Source organism: Neotamlana laminarinivorans (assembly GCF_020523925.1).
In the GTDB taxonomy this organism is placed as follows: Bacteria; Bacteroidota; Bacteroidia; order Flavobacteriales; family Flavobacteriaceae; genus Neotamlana; species Neotamlana laminarinivorans.
The window spans coordinates 224,577-242,806 of sequence record NZ_JAJAPW010000001.1 but is presented as its reverse complement, the minus strand read 5'-3'; the positions used below and the strand labels follow the sequence as shown (position 1 = coordinate 242,806).

The window sequence follows — 18,230 nt, the reverse complement described above, 5'->3', positions numbered from 1 at the left end:
AAAAAATCCCGCTATTAATTAAGCGGGACAAATATAATTTAATTAAAATTTCTTTTTGCTAAACCGAACCTAAAACGTGTTTTAAGCTAGAAATTTGGTTATCCCAAAGCATTTTAGCTTCATCTACCTCATCTTCTTCTGCAAAATCTGTAACTATTAAAGAAACATCTTTAGTTATTTCATCTACTTGTATACGAATTTCAAAATAATACGATTGGTCATCTTCTTCATCTTCAAGCCATCTAAATTTAACACGCTCACCACTTTTTTTGTTTAGTAATTTTGCTTGTTCTTCGCTATCGTCCCAAATAAAGGTAAACAATTCTCCACGAGAATTTACGTTATCTGAAAACCATTCGGACAAACCAGAAGGTGTTGATATATATTGATATAAGAGTTGCGGTGAAGCATGAATTGGGAATTCTATGTTAAATTTAATTTTGTCGTCCATGTGTAATTGTAAAGTTTATGTTGCCTAATATATAAATTTGTTAATTAGTTTTACCTAAAATTTATAAATTTTTTCTCAAATAAGTATTTGCATACCTAATAAATGTTATTATATTTGCACCCGCAATACGGCGAGGTAGCTCAGTTGGTTAGAGCGTCGGATTCATAACCCGGAGGTCTCGAGTTCAAATCTCGATCTCGCTACAACAGTAAAAGCTTAACATGAAAGTGTTAGGCTTTTTTTTATGTGTTTCGCGAAAGCTTGCTTTATAGCTAAACGCATTAAAAAAGTTTATAACAATTCGCTATTATTGTAAGCTTTTACTATTATAGGGCTTCCCTTTAGAAGATTATGTAAATCTAGATCTATCTACAATATTAAAAAAAGTGTTCTAAAAAGTGTAAATCTATTATTCTGAGTTTATTTCAAAACCTCAAACTTAATATTTTCAAAATATATTAGAATCTGAAACAAGTTTAGGTTAAGAAAAAAGTAATTTTTTAGACTATCTTATTTTATTATGCTTTACCAAGGTTTACTACGTATAACATCGAGGTTGTATAACATATAATATTTTAAAATAAAACTTAAAAAGCTATCGCCTCTATTTATATGAGCTAAACAATTAACTATATTTGAGTAAAATAAACTACTATTTTAAGTTAATTATAAGCAAACAATGTACACTATTATAGATGTTGAAACCACAGGAAAAGGTGGAAAAATTACAGAAATATCTATTTTTAAATATGATGGTGAATTTATTATTGATGAATTTACATCGCTGGTTAATCCCGAAACCTATATTCCCGAATATATTACACAGCTTACTGGAATTACAAACGCTATGGTTACAAATGCGCCTACTTTTAAACAAATAGCTAAACGTATTCTAGAAATAACTAAAAACAGTGTATTTGTTGCTCATAGCGCGAATTTTGACTACAATGTAATACGCAATGAGTATAAAGCTATTGGCATAACATTTAATAGAAAGAAACTATGCACTGTAAAACTTTCTCGCCAATTATTACCAGGTTATAAATCTTACAGCTTAGGACGTATTTGCAACGATTTAAACATTGAAATTGCAGCACGCCACCGAGCTCGTGGTGATGCTGAAGCTACGGTAATTTTATTTAATAAACTGTTACACTCTAAAAATGCTGAAATTGCTTTTAATACTGCCCTAAATAAAACCATTATTAAAAACCAATTGAGATTGGATTTTTAAAGTATAACTCTCGCCAAATGCTAATTATTATCCTAAACAAATAAAGCCGCTTGTTATAAGTCCCTATTAATTAAAAGGAGTTTTAAATAAAATAAAAAATTGAATATTTAACCTATTTATACAAACAAGTTGTATACTGAAAAACGCTAGAAACTTTTATTAAAATTACGGAAGGTAGAATAAATTCTATATCAAGAAATAAAGATTTATATATTGATTGATACGGCCATATTTAACGTAAAAAAAGCCTTGATTTCTCAAGGCTTTTCTATGTTACTTTATTTGTTGTATTAATTCGTTAAGCGGTATTTTAAATTGTTCGCCAGAACTCATATTTTTTAAAGCGTAGGTATCAGAAGCTATTTCTTGGTCTCCAATAATAACAACAAATGGTATGTTTCGCTTATTGGCATGCGCCATTTGTTTTTTCATTTTAGCAGCATCGGGATATAATTCTGCGTTTATGCCTGCTTCTCGTAATTTTTTAATGGCTTTTAAACTAAATAAAGCTTCTTTATCTCCAAAGTTTATAAATAATACTTCAACGTTTTTATTTACAGTTTCTGGGAATAAATTCAACTCTTCTAAAACCAAATAAATTCTATCTAAACCAAAACTTATACCTACACCACTAGTGTCTGGTTTACCAAAAATATTAGTTAAATCGTCGTAACGACCACCGCCTCCAATAGATCCCATTTTTACACCTTCTGGAGCAGATACTTCAAAAATGGCGCCTGTGTAGTAATTAAGCCCTCGAGCTAAAGTTACATCTAACTGTAATTTGGCTGTAGTTAAACCTAATTCTTTAATGGCTGCATCAATAAAACTTAATTCCTCAATACCTTTTTTTCCATCTTCCGATGCTTCTAAAATACCTTTTAAGCTTTCAATTTGCGATTGAAAATCACCAGACAAACTAAATAAAGGTTGAAGTTTTTCAATACCACTGGCAGAAATTCCTTTACTCAACATTTCTTCTTTAACCTTCTCCTCACCTATTTTATCGAGCTTATCTAAAGCCACTGTAAAATCGATTAACTTATCGCTAGCTCCTATAACTTCGGCTATACCAGAAAGAATTTTTCGGTTATTAATTTTAATAGTAACTCCGTTAAGTTTTAAGGCTGTAAACACGGTATCGTATAACTGTATAAACTCTACCTCTTGCCATAAACTTGTACTACCTACAACATCGGCATCGCATTGATAAAACTCTCTAAAACGGCCTTTTTGAGGTCTGTCGGCACGCCAAACTGGTTGAATTTGGTATCGTTTAAACGGAAACTCTATGTCGTTTTGGTGTTGCACTACGTATCGTGCAAATGGTACGGTTAAATCGTAACGCAATGCTTTTTCTGAAATTTTTGAAATATGAGTTTTAGAATTAAACAAAATAAATCTAACACAATTAGAAAGAATTCTCTTTTCAACTACTTCCTTATCTTCCTTATTTAAAGGTAATAGCATTTCAAAATCAATTTCTTTAATTTTAAAAATATAGTCGGTTAATTTTTTTCTGTATTGTTCATCAGTATATCCAATTTTAAATTCAGCTTCAATAGAATCTTTTAAATTACCTTGATCATCATTAATGACTTTTTTTAATATTACAAAAAAATCATCAACACCTTTAAGGGTAACAGCATCATCCATAACCAATGATCTGTAAAAGTCTCCAGAATTTAAGATTTTAAAAATCAATCTATCTCCTTCATCTCCATATTTACCCATTAAAGTATCAGAGTTTTCAAAACTTGGTGTTTCAATAGGCTGAAAACCAAAGGTTTCGAAAGCACCTTTTATTGTACTAAATATGTAGTTACGTTTTGCAACTTGCTCTGGGTTAAAATCTCTTGTCCCTTTTGGTATACTTGGTTTTTGAGCCATTTTATAGTTTTAATTTATCTGTGCAATAACTGCACTAAACACGACAAAAATAAATAATTACCTTGGTTGGTACTAATTTATAAGCTTATTAAAATAATTGTATAATTCGCCTTTTGTAATAATGGCTCCTTGTTCTATCATACTAAATTTATCAGCATTTTTATCTTCTGTATAATCTTTATCTGCTTGTAAAAACTCTACGCTGTCATGCATCAAATTTTCTCGCAACCAATCGTAGCCTTCTTGTGTTGTAATATCTATTTCTTCGTTTTTTACATTAACAACAATAGCATGCATTTTGTCTTCCTTTAAATAAAATAAATACATGTGCTGCGGTGCAAAATGCTCCAAATACTCGGCTTTATTTAAAACACCTTCCCATATTAAATCGCTAAACACATCCAACTCCGTTTCGGCTAATTCCGGTTTATTAACTTTTAAATTTTCCCACTCATCTGCAGTTATTGATTGTGTTGCTAAAAAATTTATAAACTCTTTGTGCAACTCCTCAAATTGTTCTTTTGTAAGTCTTCTATATTTCATTGTAATCCTTTAAAAATTAAATTTCGTTTAGTTTTTTATAGCATTATAAGCCTGAAAAGGTCTGTCTGTAGCAATTATATCTATACCTTTTTTAGACCAAACCCTGTATAATGAATCGTTTTTTGCGCTCGCTTGTTTATCTAGGTTTCCTAATGTTCCTAAAATTGTTTTGATACCATAATCGTGTATTTTACTGTATAACGTATTTGGCGACAAACGTGTTCCTGTAAAGGCCAGCATATTTTGGGTAGGGATTCCTGAGTGTATTAACCAATCGAGTTCTTTTTCGTTTCTTGCTGAAACTGATAAAAGTAATTCTGGAGCTTCTTTGTAAGCAGCTGTGGCTTGATCTAAATTGTAAGTTATAATAATCGCAATATCTTCAGCTTTAACTTCCTTTATTTGATCTACTACTTTTTTTACTGAAACACCCCGTTTTATATCGACTGTTAAAATTACATTATTAGTTTTTGCCCACTGTAAAACATCTTTAAATAACGGAATTTTGAATGATGTTTCATTTCCAAAATCATCTTTTAAATTATACTGTAATAGTTCATTATAGGTAAAATTTGATACTTTACCGTTTCCTGTTGATGTTCTGTTTATGGCGTTATCATGCATTAAAACTAAAACACTATCTTTAGTTAGTGCAACATCTATTTCGTATATGGCACCTTTAATACTATCGTTTATAAACTGAATTGTTTCTAAACAATTTTCAGGATAATTTTTTATACCTTTTCCGCCGCGGTGAACACTTATTAAAGTTGAAGCTTCTGGAGAATAAGTAAACTTACTTAATAAAACAGATGGTTTAGTTTTTTCTGGTTGTTCTTCTTGTTTTGGTGCTTGTTTACATGATACACTAACAAGAAGAAATAAAACGAATAAATATTTCATATATAAAAAAATTGCGCCCCTGAATTAGGAGCGCAAATTTAAGAATATATAAGCTATTATTTTAGAAAATATAGCGTAAACCTACTTGCATTTGCCATCTAGAAGCTAAACTAGAATCGTAACCAAAAGTACTTGTACTTGAATCACCATCAAAAGTGTAGGTTGGTGTGTTGGTATCATCAACCGTAACACCTAAAATTTGTACGTTGTTTGGTTGTTGAATTAATCCCCAATCTGAACTTAATAAATTACCAATATTTAAAATATCTAAACTGAATTGAATGGTATTTGTTTTATCATTAGATACCTTAATTTTATAATCTTGAAGAAATTTTAAGTCCCATTTTCCTCTCCAAGGTGCTAAAGCTCCATAACGCTCTGCATATTCACCACGACGGTCGCTTAAATAATCGTCTTGTTGAATGTAACTTTCAAAAGCAGCAGCATCGGCAGCATCGGCAAAATTCATTTGCGTAACTTCAGTTGCGGTTGGAATATAAATTAAATCGTTTAAAGAAGAACCGTCTCCATTAATATCGCCACCGTATGTGTAGTTAAAACGTCCGCCTTGAGCATACTCAAAAAATGTAGATATAGTTGTAGACCACTTATCGTTTCCGTAATTCCATTTTTTACTTGCAACACCAATAAAACGGTGTGTATCTCCATATTTAGAATACGCTAAAACATCATCATTAACATTTCCTAAAGCAGGGTTAGCAGCAAATGCATCACCTGTAATTTCAGCTTCAATAGAGTTTACATCTTTAGAGTTTAAATAGTTGTATGCTAACATAGTATAAAGTCCGTTGCTGAAATTTTTCTGTGCTTTTAAAGACACATTCCAAATTCTACCTTCATCAGAATTCGTCATAACATAAGCGTTTGCATTAGCAGGAAAAGGCACATCTACTTGAACATAATCTGCAGCAGTATAAGTGGCTCTGTTATCTACACCTTCTAAAGTTCCTGTTGGTTCTATTAATCCCCAATTTTGAACATGAGCTGCGTTTATATCTTTAGTATAAGATACATCGGCAGTTAATACAATACCATTTTCTAGTTTTTTATCTACACCTAAATTTGTTCTCCAAACTTGTGGGAACTTATAATCTGGATCTACCGCTTGGTGGAACCACCAGTTTGGGTTACCAATTTGATTACCTAACCATACAAATGGGAAACGACCTGTAAATAAACCAGAACCACCACGTAATTGAAAGGTTTCATCTCCATATACATCGTAATTAAAACCAACTCTTGGAGATATTAACCACTTATTGCTTGGCATTTCGGTATTATCAATATATTGTATTTCACCTGTATTTGGATTTACATAAGGAGTACCCGGAGCGTAATCTGTTGTACCGTCGATAACATCTTGCGCTTTATCTGAAGAATCGAAAAATAATGGCTTATCAAAACGAACACCATATGTTAATTTAAACTTATCCGAAGCGTTCCACTCGTCTTGCATATAAAACGATAATTGCCCTACGTTGGTTTCTGCAAGTGCCCAAGAATCGTTAGCATTGTTTGAAGCAAAAGTAGCTTCGGCAGCGGTAATAGCATCGGCAATTAAACCGTTATCCACAGCCGCTAAAAAATCTGTTACAGAAGCAAATGCACCAAATGCACCTACATAACCTCTAGCATCACCATAACCGTAAGCTCCTAAGTTAAAAGAGTTATCAAATTCAAACTTCTCGAAAGAAACTCCTACTGTAAATGTATGATCGCCTTTATAAAAATTTAAATTATCGGTAAATTGAAATACTTTTTGATCTAACTTATTATTAATAGAGAAAGGCTCATGACCAGCTATAATGTAGTTTGACCCATCTTGCTGTATGGTAATTGCAGGTGCCGGCGTAGAAAACGGCGTTCTAAAATCATCGAAATGTGTATAACCAACTTGTAATTTATTTGAAGATGATTCTGATAATGTTGAGTTTAATTCAACCTGAACAGATTGAATATTGTTGTTAATTTCGTAACCAGAATTTTCAAACTGTAAAGTTGATGCATTTGGGCCTCTAAAACCTAATGCTGTAGGGTGCGCTGGATTTCCTTTTGATGCATTTAAAAAGTTATAAATTACCGCTAACCTATGATCATCGTTAATATTCCAATCTATTTTAAAAATACCTTTTGTTGATTCTGATGCATAAGTAAACCCTTGATAAGCACCTGTATTATAACCAATTGAACCTAAAGCATCTTGCACTAAAATTAAATCAGATTCTGTAACACGAGACTCATTAATAGCTCCAGAGCCGGTATTTGGTACCCAGCCATTAGTTCCTAAATCGTCACGTTCATCACTTTCAAAATTAGCAAAAAAGAACAATTTATTTTTAATAATTGGCCCGCCAATACTTACACCATATTGTGTTTGGTTTAAATCTGGACGAATAACTTCGTCGCCCTTAATTTTTTTACCTGTCATGCTTTCATTTCTATAAAAACCATAAACAGTTCCGTGAAACTCATTGGTTCCACTCTTTGTAACGGCATTAACAGAAGCACCTGTAAAACCCGATTGTGTAACATCGTAAGGCGCTGTAGATACAGAAATTTGATCTATAGCGTCTAATGAAATAGGTTGCGCTCCAGTTTGTCCTCCAGGAGTTGGAGAATCTAAACCAAATGGGTTATTAAAAATAGCTCCATCCAAAGAAAAGTTATTAAATTGATCGTTTCTACCTCCAAACGAATTACCACTTGCAGTAGGCTCTAACCTTGTAAAATCTGAAGCTGAACGCGAAATAGTTGGTAATCTGGTAATTTCACGACGCCCAACACTTGTTTCGGCACCAGTACGATCGCTACCAAAAGTACCTGTACCTTGTCCAGCTTGAATTACTACAGCATCTAAAGACTCACTTTCTTCAGCCATAACAACATCTAAGTTTTGTGTTTTGCCCAATGTTAAATAAACATCGTTAAAAGTTTGTTCCTTATAACCTACAAAACTTATTGTTATAGTATACGGACCACCAATACGAAGATTTAATAAGTTATAACGCCCATCAAAATTAGTAGCAGCACCATATTTTGTTCCTGTTGGAGTGTGCACAGCTAAAATATTTGCACCAGGAAGAGGAGCCGTAGTAGTGTCTGTAATTAACCCTTTGATATTTGATGTTGTTACCTGTGAAAAGGAAAACATACTAAAACATAAAAGTGTTAATAGAATTAGATTTTTTTTCATAAGTTAATTTTAAAGTTAGTTTTGTTTCTATTATGCGTGCATAATTAATTGATGCTTTAAATTTAATACAAAAAAAAGCCACTCGAAAGAGTGGCTTTAATTTATTTTAAGATTTTATTAACTTTTTGTTAACTTAAGCTTGTGCTACAACCTCAAAAGGCAAATCAACTATTACGTCTCTATGTAAACGAACAGTAGCATTATACTTACCTAAACGTTTAACAGTAGTAACTGTAATAAATTTTTTCTCTATGCTTTGACCTTCTTTTTCTAAAGCTTCAGCAACGTCAATATTATTTACCGAACCAAAAAGTTTATCTCCAGCACCTACTTTAGCAGCGATTTTTACTTCTAATGCTTTTAATGCTTCAGCAATAGCATTAGCATCATCAACAATTTTCTTTTCTTTAAAAGCTCTTTGCTTTAAGTTCTCAGATAATACTTTTTTAGCAGATACAGTTGCTAAAATAGCTTTTCCTGTAGGAATTAAAAAGTTTCTACCGTAACCGTTCTTTACTGTTACAACATCGTCTTTAAATCCTAAATTATCAACGTCTTGTTTTAATATAAGTTCCATTGTTATCGGTATTTTATTTTAATAAATCTGCTACGTAAGGCATTAAAGCTAAATGACGCGCTCTTTTTACAGCAACAGATACTTTTCTTTGATATTTTAAAGAAGTTCCTGTTAAACGACGAGGTAAAATTTTACCTTGTTCGTTTACAAACTTTAATAAGAAATCTGGATCTTTATAATCAATATATTTGATACCAGATTTTTTGAAACGACAATATTTCTTTTGCTTATTAGTTTCAATGTTTAATGGTGTTAAATATCTAATTTCACCATCTTTTTTTCCTTTAGACTGTTGTTCTATAGATGTTGCCATGATTACGCTTTTACTTTAAGTTTTTCTCTTCTACGTTCTGCCCAAGCCACTGCATGCTTGTCTAATTTTACAGTTAAATAACGCATAAAACGCTCGTCACGTCTAAACTCAATTTCTAAGGCGTTAATAACTTCTCCTGGTACAGTGTACTCAAATAAATGGTAAAAGCCACTTTTTTTGTTTTGAATTGGGTAAGCTAGTTTTTTTAAGCCCCAATCTTCTTTCGATATCATCTTAGCACCGTTAGAAACAAGAAAATCTTCGTATTTCTTTACTGTTTCCTTTATCTGATCTTCAGATAAAACGGGATTTAAGATGAAAACAGTTTCATAATGATTCATAAAAAATTTGTTTAAAATTTAAAATTGGCTGCAAAAATATATAATATTTGTATATTAGACAACTATTCTCTATTTAATATTGCAAAAAACAAATCATCTAAATTGTTAAAAAAAAGTTAAAAAACACATTTCACCGATGATTTTTGGTTTTTAGCGGAATTTATTGTAATATTGTCGATATCTTAACCGAAATAATTTAAATGTTATGACTTTAAACTGTGTAGTAGTAGATGATTCAGCAATACAACGATTATCGATTGTGAAGCTTGTTGAGAATCATCCTTCGCTAAATTTAATTGCTGAGTACAGCAGTGCTCTCGAAACTAAAAATGGTTTAAATACGCATCAAGTAGACTTAATTTTCTTGGACATTGAAATGCCTGTTTTAAATGGCTTTGAGTTGTTAGACGTATTAAACAAAAAACCACAAATTATTTTTGTAACTGGTAAAACCGAGTATGCCTTTAAAGCATTTAATTACGACGCTACCGATTACTTACACAAACCTATCACCAGAGAACGTTTTAACACTTCTGTAGACAAGGCTATTGAACAACATAGACTAACTCTAGATTTTAATGAAGAAGAAGGTGAACACATTTTTGTTAAAAGTAACCTTAAAAAACGTAAAGTATATATTAAAGACATTAAATGGATTGAAGCCCTTGGGGACTATGTTAAACTTGTTACAGAAGAAAACAGCTTAGTGGTTTTATCTACAATGAAATCTTTTGAAGCTGAATTACCTGAAGGTAAGTTTTTAAGAATTCACAAATCATATATTGTTAATTTAGATAAAATTGACAGATTTAATAGTAAAAATGTTGAAGTTGGCGCTTACGAAATTCCGTTAAGCCGAAACAAAAAAACTCAACTTGTAGATGCTTTAAATAATATTTAAACCTACACTAAATTAAAATTTCTTAGTTTATTGTAATTCTTAAACGTACAATTCAAGATATTGATCCCAAATCCAATAATTTTGATTTAAAAGTTATCGACATTTAGAATTAACTTAACCGACCTAAAATCTTTAACACTAAAGAAGCTATTATTAATTTTAATAATGGCTTCTTTTGTTTTTTGTAAAGACTGTTCTTTTGGAATTTTTATTAAAATATTTTTGTGAAACTGGTTTCTAATACGAGCCACTGGTGGTGCTTCTGGCCCCAAAACATTATTTTTAAAAACCTGCCTTAATGATTTTGTCAACCATATTGATGCAGCCTCTACTCTATTATAATCTTTATGCTTTAACGTAATTTTTATTTGCTTATAAACCGGTGGATATTTAAAATTGAAACGTTCGTCCATTTGTTCTTTAAACATCTCCACATAATTATTTGTAGATACTTGTTGCAAAATTTTATGATGTGGATTGTATGTCTGTATTAGTACCTTGCCTCTCTCTTTAGTTCGCCCTGCCCTACCAGCTACTTGTTGCATAAGTTGGTAACTACGCTCGTGCGCCCTAAAGTCTGGAAAATTAAGCATACTATCGGCATTCATTATACCAACTAGTTTTATATTTCTAAAATCTAAACCCTTGGTTAACATTTGTGTACCTACTAAAATATCAATTTCTTGTTGCTCAAGAGCCGTTATTATTTTTTGATAACCATATTTGCCACGTGTGGTATCTAAATCCATTCTGGCAACTTTATGGTTGGGAAATAACACCTCAACCTCCTTTTCAATTTGCTGCGTACCTAAACCTTTACTATCTAAATCTTGACTACCGCAGGCCATACAATCTTGAATCATTATGGTATTGTAACCACAATAATGGCAACGTAATTGATTTCTGTATTGATGATAGGTTAAACTTACATCGCAATTTGGGCATTGCGGAGAATTACCGCAAGTGTTGCACTCAATTATTGGAGAATAACCACGACGATTTTGAAATAATATTACTTGGTAACCTTCGCTTAAAGCTTCAGTCATTTCTTCGATTAATCGGTCACTAAAATGACCTTTCATTCGCTTTTTTTTATGCTTATCCTTTAAATCTATTAATTCAATATCTGGCATTAGCACATTGTTATACCTATGCATTAATTCAACTAAACCATACTTATTTTGTTTCGCATTAAAATAGCTTTCTAAACTCGGTGTTGCCGACCCTAAAAGCACTTTTGCTTTATGTAAATTAGCTAAAACTATACTTGTATCTCTGGCTTGATATCGAGGTGCCGGATCGAATTGTTTAAAAGATTGCTCGTGTTCTTCATCTACAATTATTAATCCTAAATTAATATAAGGCATAAAAATAGAAGAACGTGCCCCTAATATTATTTGCGCTTTTTTTGAATTACTTAAAACGTTATTCCAGACTTCTACACGCTCGTTCGTTGAGTATTTTGAATGAAAAACTGCTACTTTTTCTCCAAAATAATTTTGTAATCTATTTACTAATTGTGTGGTTAACGCTATTTCTGGAAGCAAATACAAAACTTGTTGTTTTTTACTTAATGCATCCTCTATTAGCTTAACATAAATCTCGGTTTTACCAGAGGATGTAACCCCGTGTAATAATGTTACATTTTGAGTTTTAAATGATTCTAAAATTTCATTATAAGCCGTATTTTGATGCGTATTAAGCTGTTTACTATCCTCTGTTTGTTCTCCTGAATAGCTAACCCTATCTGTTTGTATGTGGTATTCTTCAAAAATTTCTTTATCTATTAAAGTTTTAATAATTCCTGAAGACGCATTTATTGCATTTGATAATTCTGAAACTTTAACTGGCTTCTTAGTTTTTGCTGCTAAAGAGAAAAGACTTAAAACAACTTCCTTTTGCTTATGAGCTCTTCCTAAATCTTCTAACAAGCCTTGAAGTGCTTCATCTGAATTATACTTTGAATGCAACCTTACATAACGAACTAGTTTAGGTATGTATTTTTCGTAAACCTCTTCTTCAACAATAATAGCTTCTTTTTCTATTAAAGACTTAATTACAGGAAGTACATTTTTTTTGTTTAAAATATTTGAAACATCATGTATTTTTAATGATGATTGATGATGAAGTGCTTCATAAATTAAGAATTCATCATCTATTAAAACAGTTTCATCAATTACTTTTTTATTATTTTTAGTAATTAATGTTTCGCTTTCTAAAATAAAGGCACTTGGTAAAGCAGCTCGCATTATATCGCCTAAAGTACACATATAATATTTTGCCATCCATTGCCAAAGTTGTAATTGTGTTGATGTTACAATGGGAAAATCGTCAAGAATTTGATAAATTTCTTTTGCTTCGTAAGCTGTTGGAGCTACGTTGTGTATGCTATAAACAATACCTGTGTAAATTTTGCTTTTACCAAAAGGCACAGAAACGCGCATTCCTGGTTTTAAAAAATTAGCTTCGGCTTCTGTGATGCTATATGTAAATAGTTTTTGAAGCGGAACAGGTATTATAACATCTATAAAAAACAATATAATTATTAGTTTTAGAAATTATTTTAATCGTTTCCAGTACTGTGTAGCATATAAAAAAGATATGTAGCCTCGAACTTGTAAAACGTCTGGATTATCACTTAAAGTAATACGGCAGGTATATTTTTTACCGTTTTCTGGGTTAAAAATTGTTCCATTTTTATAATATTCTCCTTCTTTCTTTAAATCTTTAATAATTACCAAACCTAAAATAGGTTTATTTTTTTCGTTACCTTCACATTTATCACATAAAACACCTTTACGGTCTTTATTTAAAATGTCTACTATTTTACCGTAAACTTTACCGTTTTTTTCATAAATATTAACTATGGATTTTTCAACTCCAGTTTCATCGTCAATAGTTATCCATTTTCCAAAAATATCTTGAGAAAATGTGATAGTAGTTGATAAACAAAATATTAATAATAGTGCAATTTTTTTCATTTTTATATATTCTTTTTTAGTTTGTTTAATGATGCATTTAACTCGAAACCTAACAATAAAATATTGGCATTTAACCACAAATAAAATAATAATATTAACAATGCCCCTATTGACCCATAAAGCTTATTATATTGACTAAAATTCTCGATATAAACTCCAAATAAAAACGAAGTTACCATTATTAAAATTGTAGTAAACAATGCGCCTATTGAGAAAAATTTTGAGTGTTTGCCTTCTTGTGTTCCAAAATAATACAGTATTGATGTAGCAATATATACCATAATTACAAAAAATGCATACTTAACAACGTTTGCCCAAAATACATCATTTACATTAACCTCTAAACTACTTCCTTTTAAGGCATCAACTAAGCCTTGTACAACATATATTTGAAAATATCCAAGTACAGCAATGGTTAAAATAAGTAAAAAAGCTAAAATTAGAGCTATACCCAAAGCATATAAATATTGCCTAAATACATTTCTGCTTAATTGTTCGTGATATGAGTTTTCGAAACCCGAAAATAATGCATTTACTCCATTTGCCATTAATAATAAAGACAATACAAAAACCGAAGATAATAAACCGCCACGTGGAGATTTATCTATATTTTCAAATATATTAGTAAAGAAAAAATCGGAGGTTGTTGGGGGTAAAAACGACTCTAAAAACCGCAAAAATTCTATTTTAAAATCTGCTATTGGAATATACGGAATTATAAATAGCACAAACAACAAAAACGGAAATAATGCTGTAAAAAAACTAAACGCTATAGCGCTTGCCCGTGTTGTTAAAGCGCCTTTTACTATACCGGTTATGTATAATTCTAATAAATCGAAAAACGATAAACCTACTAAACCGGGTAGCTTAAGTTTTTTTAAAAAACCAATTAAGACATTTACAATAGGTATTTTATTTAGTTTGTCTTCTATAGGTTTACTCATCAAATTTCAAGCATTTATTTACTACAAAGTTAATAAAACAATGTGATGAATAATCTTTTAAAAAACAGTTAAATAAAATACTATTTTATTTTATGGCTTTTAAACTTAAATCCATGTTATAAACTGAATGAGTTAATGCGCCGCTAGAAATGTAATTTACACCGCATTCTGCATAAAACCTAATGGTTTCTTCGTTTATATTACCAGAAGATTCTGTTAAACATTTATTACCTATAAGCTTTACGGCTTTACGAGTATCTTCATAATCAAAATTATCTAACATAATTCTGTAAATACCGTCATTTTGTAGTATTTCTTCAACTTCTGTTAAATTTCTTGCTTCAACCATAATTTGTAAATCTTTACCTGTATCTCTAAGGTAATTTTTTGTCATTTCAATGGCTTTTGTAATGCCTCCTGCAAAATCTATATGGTTATCTTTTAACATAATCATATCGTAAAGTGCAAATCTATGGTTTTCTCCTCCTCCAATTTTTACTGCCCACTTTTCTAAAACTCGAATACCAGGAGTTGTTTTACGCGTATCTAGTATTTTAGTACCTGTGCCTTCTATTAAATCTACAAACATTTTGGTTTTTGTTGCAATAGCACTCATACGTTGCATAGCATTTAAAACTGTACGTTCTGCTTTTAAAATAGATTGCGATGAACCTTCTACATACATAACTATATCTCCAAAGGATACTTCTGTACCATCTTCAATTCTTACATCAAGACGTAAATTTTTATCTACGTAAGCAAATACCTTTTTCGCAAAATTAACACCACCTATAATACCTTTATCTTTAACTAGTAATTTTGCCTTACCTCTTGCATTATCTGGAATACAGGCCAAAGAACTATGGTCGCCATCTCCAACATCTTCTCTTATAGCATTAGCGATAATCATTTTCACTTCGGTATCAAACTGCTCTTGTGTAATCATAAAAAATTGTGCGTTAGTTTTGAACAAAAATAAAAAATTGATTGAGTTTATTAAATTTTAGTTTTATGAATTTTATATTTATATTACAATTAAATTCAAAATTCATAATTTCGCATTACACTTTTTAGTATTATGACGATTAAACTTATTTCTATAGGCAAAACAGATAGTAAACCACTTACTACCTTAATTGCAGAATATGAAAAACGTTTAGGTTTTTATGTAAAATTTATTTTTGAAATTATTCCTGATATAAAAAACTCTAAAAACTTAAGTGAAGCCCAACAAAAAATAAAGGAAGGTGAACTTATTTTAAATAAAACCAATACATCTGATGTTATAATTTTACTTGATGAAAATGGCAAACAATTTAGTTCTGTAGGGTTTTCAAGTTATTTACAAAAACATATGAATTCTGGTATAAAACAACTCGTATTTGTTATTGGTGGACCTTATGGGTTTTCGGAAGATATTTACAAACGTTCCAATGGAAAAATATCTTTATCGAAAATGACGTTTTCCCACCAAATGATTCGTTTATTTTTTATTGAACAACTTTACAGAGGGTTTACTATTTTAAGAAACGAACCCTATCATCATCAATAAAACTTAATTTAAACCTAAGGTATTTTGAAGGTAATACTGGTAACTATTCTTCATCAAGTTGTTAAATTAAATTTTACCACCTTTTTTTAAATTTTCAAAAATACTTTTTAATTCGCCTCTTTTTATTGGTTTTATAATATAATCTGAAATTTCACTAATATTTTTTGCTTTTTCCAAATCGATAGGATCTACAGATGAAGAAATCATGTAAATAGTAATTTTTTTGCCAACTTGAGGCTTTATTTTAATATACTCATTCATGAATTGAAAACCATCCATAATTGGCATGTTAATATCTAGGAATATTACATCGGGTAATTTACTTGTTTCATCAAGATGATCTAAAAAAAAATTAATAGCTTCTTCTCCATCATAAAATGCCATTACATTTTTTTCGAGATTAATTTTCTTTAACATTTGAAGTGTTGTGAATTGATAAACTTCATCATCATCTATTATACAAATATTCATAAGCTTAGCTATTAGGCTTTTTTAAAATTTTATTTTAAAGGTTGTACCTTTATTTACCTTACTTGTTACTGATATGGTTCCTCCCATACTTTCTATTTGAACTTTTGTTATAAATAACCCTACCCCTTTGGCTTCAGGATGTCGGTGAAAAACTTTGTTTAATGTAGAAATATAACATTATAATTATTCTTCTTTATACAAGCTGTTGTCTTTAAAAGTAAAATTTTATTTTATAGAATATTCAACTAATTTAATAAAAATACTTTCTAAATATGCTCTATTATATATAATTTTACTTACACGCATACAGACCTAAACTGTAAATTATTTATTTTCAATACTTTAAATTCTAAAACCTTTTTACTTTGTTAGTTTCCTATAAAAATTTTTTTTTATTTTTTATATCCCTACTAACATAATTTAAGATTGTTTCGGAATGATTGAATACTCTTCGAAAGTATAAATATTAAAGTTCATTCTTTTTTCTGAATTCGATAAATAATACGAATTTCTTATCGGACTTGTGTATGAAACGTAGCGTGTAAAAAGACACTAACTTTTCGGATTAACACAGAGCCGAATTTTTATATTTTGTTTTTAATTTTTCACTTTTTAAAAGCCAAATAAAAAATTTGGCGGACTTTCTAAATATACACAAACCTTTCGGTTAAGCACTTATTAGCTATGTTTTATACACCGTGTTGGCAAATCGTTTTTATTTTTTCCGCTTTCTCTACTTTAATTTTTCCCTTTGTAGGAATCATATTCTGCCAAACCCAATTATAATGCTTTATTACTTGTTCAGCTTTTAGGTTCGGTCTTTCACCAGTCGTATGTCCGTCCTCAACTACAGTTATATCAAAGTCCTTTGTTAGAGCTGATTGAATAGTAGATTCAACACAAAAGTCAGTTGCACAACCCGTTATAAACAATTCATTCACGTTTAATTCTTTCAGTTTTGAATGAAGTTCAGATTTATAAAATACATCATTTGCATATTTGTCAATTCTAATATCAGTTGGTTCCACATTTAATTCGTCTAAATTTTCCCAATCCGTATTATTTTTTTCAAATTCTCCAGTTCCTGTTCCATCGTGCTGTATATAAATAACAGGGTAGTTTAATTCACGAAACATTTCGGCAAGTTCATTAATTCGTTTAACAACTCCATTTGTATCAAATCTTGGTGTTTCTATCGTGAAAGAGCCTTTTTGCATATCTATTACTAATAAAGCTTTACTATTTTTCATCATTTTTTTAGAGTGCTATTAAATGTTTGCCAACAAGAGATAAGACTACTTGTTTTTATACCTTAAAGGTATTTAAACAAATTTTGCTTTATATTTTACTCTTTTAACAAGCTAGTTCTTTAAAAACTGTTGCAGAGTTAACTTAGTTTATGTTATTTAATTTAAATAAATTTTATTAAAATAGATATGTTTTAAATGCATAGATAAAAAGTTAGTTAAGATATTTTTTCAAAAACAATCTTACTAAATTACTCCTTTTTCTTGTAAATCTTCAAATTTAGTTAGTAAATCTCCTCGTTTCATAGGTTTAACAATGTAGCCTATAATGTCTTTGTAGTCTTCTACTTTTTTCATATCTGCAGGATCTACAGAAGAGGACACCATGTATATTGTTATATTTTTTTTAATCTTCGATTTTAACTTAACATAGGCATCCATAAACTGAAAACCATCCATAACAGGCATATTGATATCTAAAAGTATTACATCTGGTAAGTTACTTTCTGTATTTATATTATCTAGAAAAAAATTAAAGGCTTCTTCCCCATCGTAAAACGATGTTACATTTTTTTCAATGTCTATTTTTTTTAAGGTTTGTATTGCGGTAAATTGATATATTTCATCGTCGTCTATTATACAAATATTTACTGCTTTTTTTGTCATAA

General features: G+C 30.3%; 18 protein-coding genes, 1 tRNA gene and 1 pseudogene. 4 read left to right on the top strand and 16 right to left on the bottom strand.

From position 1 onward, the window contains the following. Positions 1–58 precede the first annotated feature (58 nt). Positions 59–451, bottom strand: a complete 393-nt coding sequence (locus LG649_RS01135; protein ID WP_226540068.1) for an START-like domain-containing protein — start codon at positions 449–451, stop codon at positions 59–61. A 129-nt stretch (positions 452–580) separates the two neighbouring features. Here LG649_RS01135 and LG649_RS01130 point away from each other — a divergent pair. Then, positions 581–654 (top strand) — tRNA-Met (locus LG649_RS01130). A 476-nt stretch (positions 655–1,130) separates the two neighbouring features. Continuing rightward, positions 1,131–1,685 carry a 3'-5' exonuclease gene (locus LG649_RS01125; RefSeq protein WP_394371884.1) on the top strand — a complete coding sequence of 185 codons (555 nt, stop codon included), beginning with the start codon at positions 1,131–1,133 and terminating at the stop codon, positions 1,683–1,685. A gap of 273 nt (positions 1,686–1,958) precedes the next feature. Here the strand turns inward: LG649_RS01125 and hisS are convergent, their stop codons facing one another. From hisS to rpsF, 7 genes are all read right to left on the bottom strand, one after another. Next, positions 1,959–3,575, bottom strand: coding sequence for a histidine--tRNA ligase (hisS, locus tag LG649_RS01120; protein ID WP_226540067.1), 1,617 nt, complete (start codon positions 3,573–3,575; stop codon positions 1,959–1,961). Between the two features lie 72 nt (positions 3,576–3,647). Next, entirely contained in the window at positions 3,648–4,118 is a 471-nt protein-coding gene (locus tag LG649_RS01115) for a DUF6495 family protein (RefSeq protein ID WP_226540066.1), read from the bottom strand. A gap of 27 nt (positions 4,119–4,145) precedes the next feature. Then, complete coding sequence (locus LG649_RS01110) at positions 4,146–5,021, bottom strand: glycerophosphodiester phosphodiesterase family protein (protein ID WP_226540065.1); 876 nt, start codon at positions 5,019–5,021, stop codon at positions 4,146–4,148. Between the two features lie 61 nt (positions 5,022–5,082). Next, positions 5,083–8,235: a TonB-dependent receptor gene (locus tag LG649_RS01105; RefSeq protein ID WP_226540064.1), complete on the bottom strand. Its 3,153-nt coding sequence runs from the start codon at positions 8,233–8,235 to the stop codon at positions 5,083–5,085. Between the two features lie 133 nt (positions 8,236–8,368). Continuing rightward, complete coding sequence (rplI, locus tag LG649_RS01100; RefSeq protein ID WP_226540063.1) at positions 8,369–8,812, bottom strand: 50S ribosomal protein L9; 444 nt, start codon at positions 8,810–8,812, stop codon at positions 8,369–8,371. A gap of 13 nt (positions 8,813–8,825) precedes the next feature. Further along, complete coding sequence (rpsR, locus tag LG649_RS01095) at positions 8,826–9,125, bottom strand: 30S ribosomal protein S18 (RefSeq protein WP_042245715.1); 300 nt, start codon at positions 9,123–9,125, stop codon at positions 8,826–8,828. A gap of 2 nt (positions 9,126–9,127) precedes the next feature. Continuing rightward, complete coding sequence (rpsF, locus tag LG649_RS01090; RefSeq protein WP_226540062.1) at positions 9,128–9,466, bottom strand: 30S ribosomal protein S6; 339 nt, start codon at positions 9,464–9,466, stop codon at positions 9,128–9,130. Between the two features lie 205 nt (positions 9,467–9,671). On the opposite strand from rpsF, the gene LG649_RS01085 reads away from it, so the two are divergent. After that, positions 9,672–10,367, top strand: a complete 696-nt coding sequence (locus LG649_RS01085; protein ID WP_044626026.1) for a LytR/AlgR family response regulator transcription factor — start codon at positions 9,672–9,674, stop codon at positions 10,365–10,367. Positions 10,368–10,453: 86 nt separating this feature from the next. Here LG649_RS01085 and priA read toward each other — a convergent pair whose 3' ends face one another. The 4 genes from priA to nadC all read right to left on the bottom strand — a co-directional run bounded on the left by priA (position 10,454) and on the right by nadC (position 15,238). Beyond that, positions 10,454–12,907, bottom strand: a complete 2,454-nt coding sequence (gene priA, locus LG649_RS01080) for a replication restart helicase PriA (RefSeq protein WP_226541080.1) — start codon at positions 12,905–12,907, stop codon at positions 10,454–10,456. A gap of 18 nt (positions 12,908–12,925) precedes the next feature. Further along, positions 12,926–13,348 (bottom strand): DUF2147 domain-containing protein, encoded by a 423-nt coding sequence (locus tag LG649_RS01075; RefSeq protein WP_226540060.1) that lies wholly within the window; start codon positions 13,346–13,348, stop codon positions 12,926–12,928. A 2-nt stretch (positions 13,349–13,350) separates the two neighbouring features. Further along, positions 13,351–14,292: a YihY/virulence factor BrkB family protein gene (locus LG649_RS01070; protein ID WP_226540058.1), complete on the bottom strand. Its 942-nt coding sequence runs from the start codon at positions 14,290–14,292 to the stop codon at positions 13,351–13,353. An 85-nt stretch (positions 14,293–14,377) separates the two neighbouring features. Further along, positions 14,378–15,238, bottom strand: coding sequence for a carboxylating nicotinate-nucleotide diphosphorylase (gene nadC / locus LG649_RS01065; RefSeq protein ID WP_226540050.1), 861 nt, complete (start codon positions 15,236–15,238; stop codon positions 14,378–14,380). Between the two features lie 132 nt (positions 15,239–15,370). Between nadC and rlmH the strand changes: the two genes are divergently transcribed. Beyond that, positions 15,371–15,844 (top strand): 23S rRNA (pseudouridine(1915)-N(3))-methyltransferase RlmH, encoded by a 474-nt coding sequence (rlmH, locus tag LG649_RS01060; RefSeq protein WP_226540048.1) that lies wholly within the window; start codon positions 15,371–15,373, stop codon positions 15,842–15,844. A 66-nt stretch (positions 15,845–15,910) separates the two neighbouring features. Here the strand turns inward: rlmH and LG649_RS01055 are convergent, their stop codons facing one another. The 4 genes and pseudogenes from LG649_RS01055 to LG649_RS01040 all read right to left on the bottom strand — a co-directional run bounded on the left by LG649_RS01055 (position 15,911) and on the right by LG649_RS01040 (position 18,228). After that, positions 15,911–16,315 (bottom strand): response regulator, encoded by a 405-nt coding sequence (locus LG649_RS01055; protein WP_226540046.1) that lies wholly within the window; start codon positions 16,313–16,315, stop codon positions 15,911–15,913. A 21-nt stretch (positions 16,316–16,336) separates the two neighbouring features. After that, positions 16,337–16,471, bottom strand: a pseudogene (locus tag LG649_RS01050) (ATP-binding protein); the annotation flags it as partial. Between the two features lie 533 nt (positions 16,472–17,004). Next, a complete protein-coding gene (locus tag LG649_RS01045; protein WP_226540044.1) occupies positions 17,005–17,568 on the bottom strand; it encodes a cysteine hydrolase family protein in 564 nt (187 codons plus the stop codon). A gap of 240 nt (positions 17,569–17,808) precedes the next feature. Further along, a complete protein-coding gene (locus tag LG649_RS01040; protein ID WP_226540042.1) occupies positions 17,809–18,228 on the bottom strand; it encodes a response regulator in 420 nt (139 codons plus the stop codon). Between the last annotated feature and the right edge of the window lie 2 nt (positions 18,229–18,230).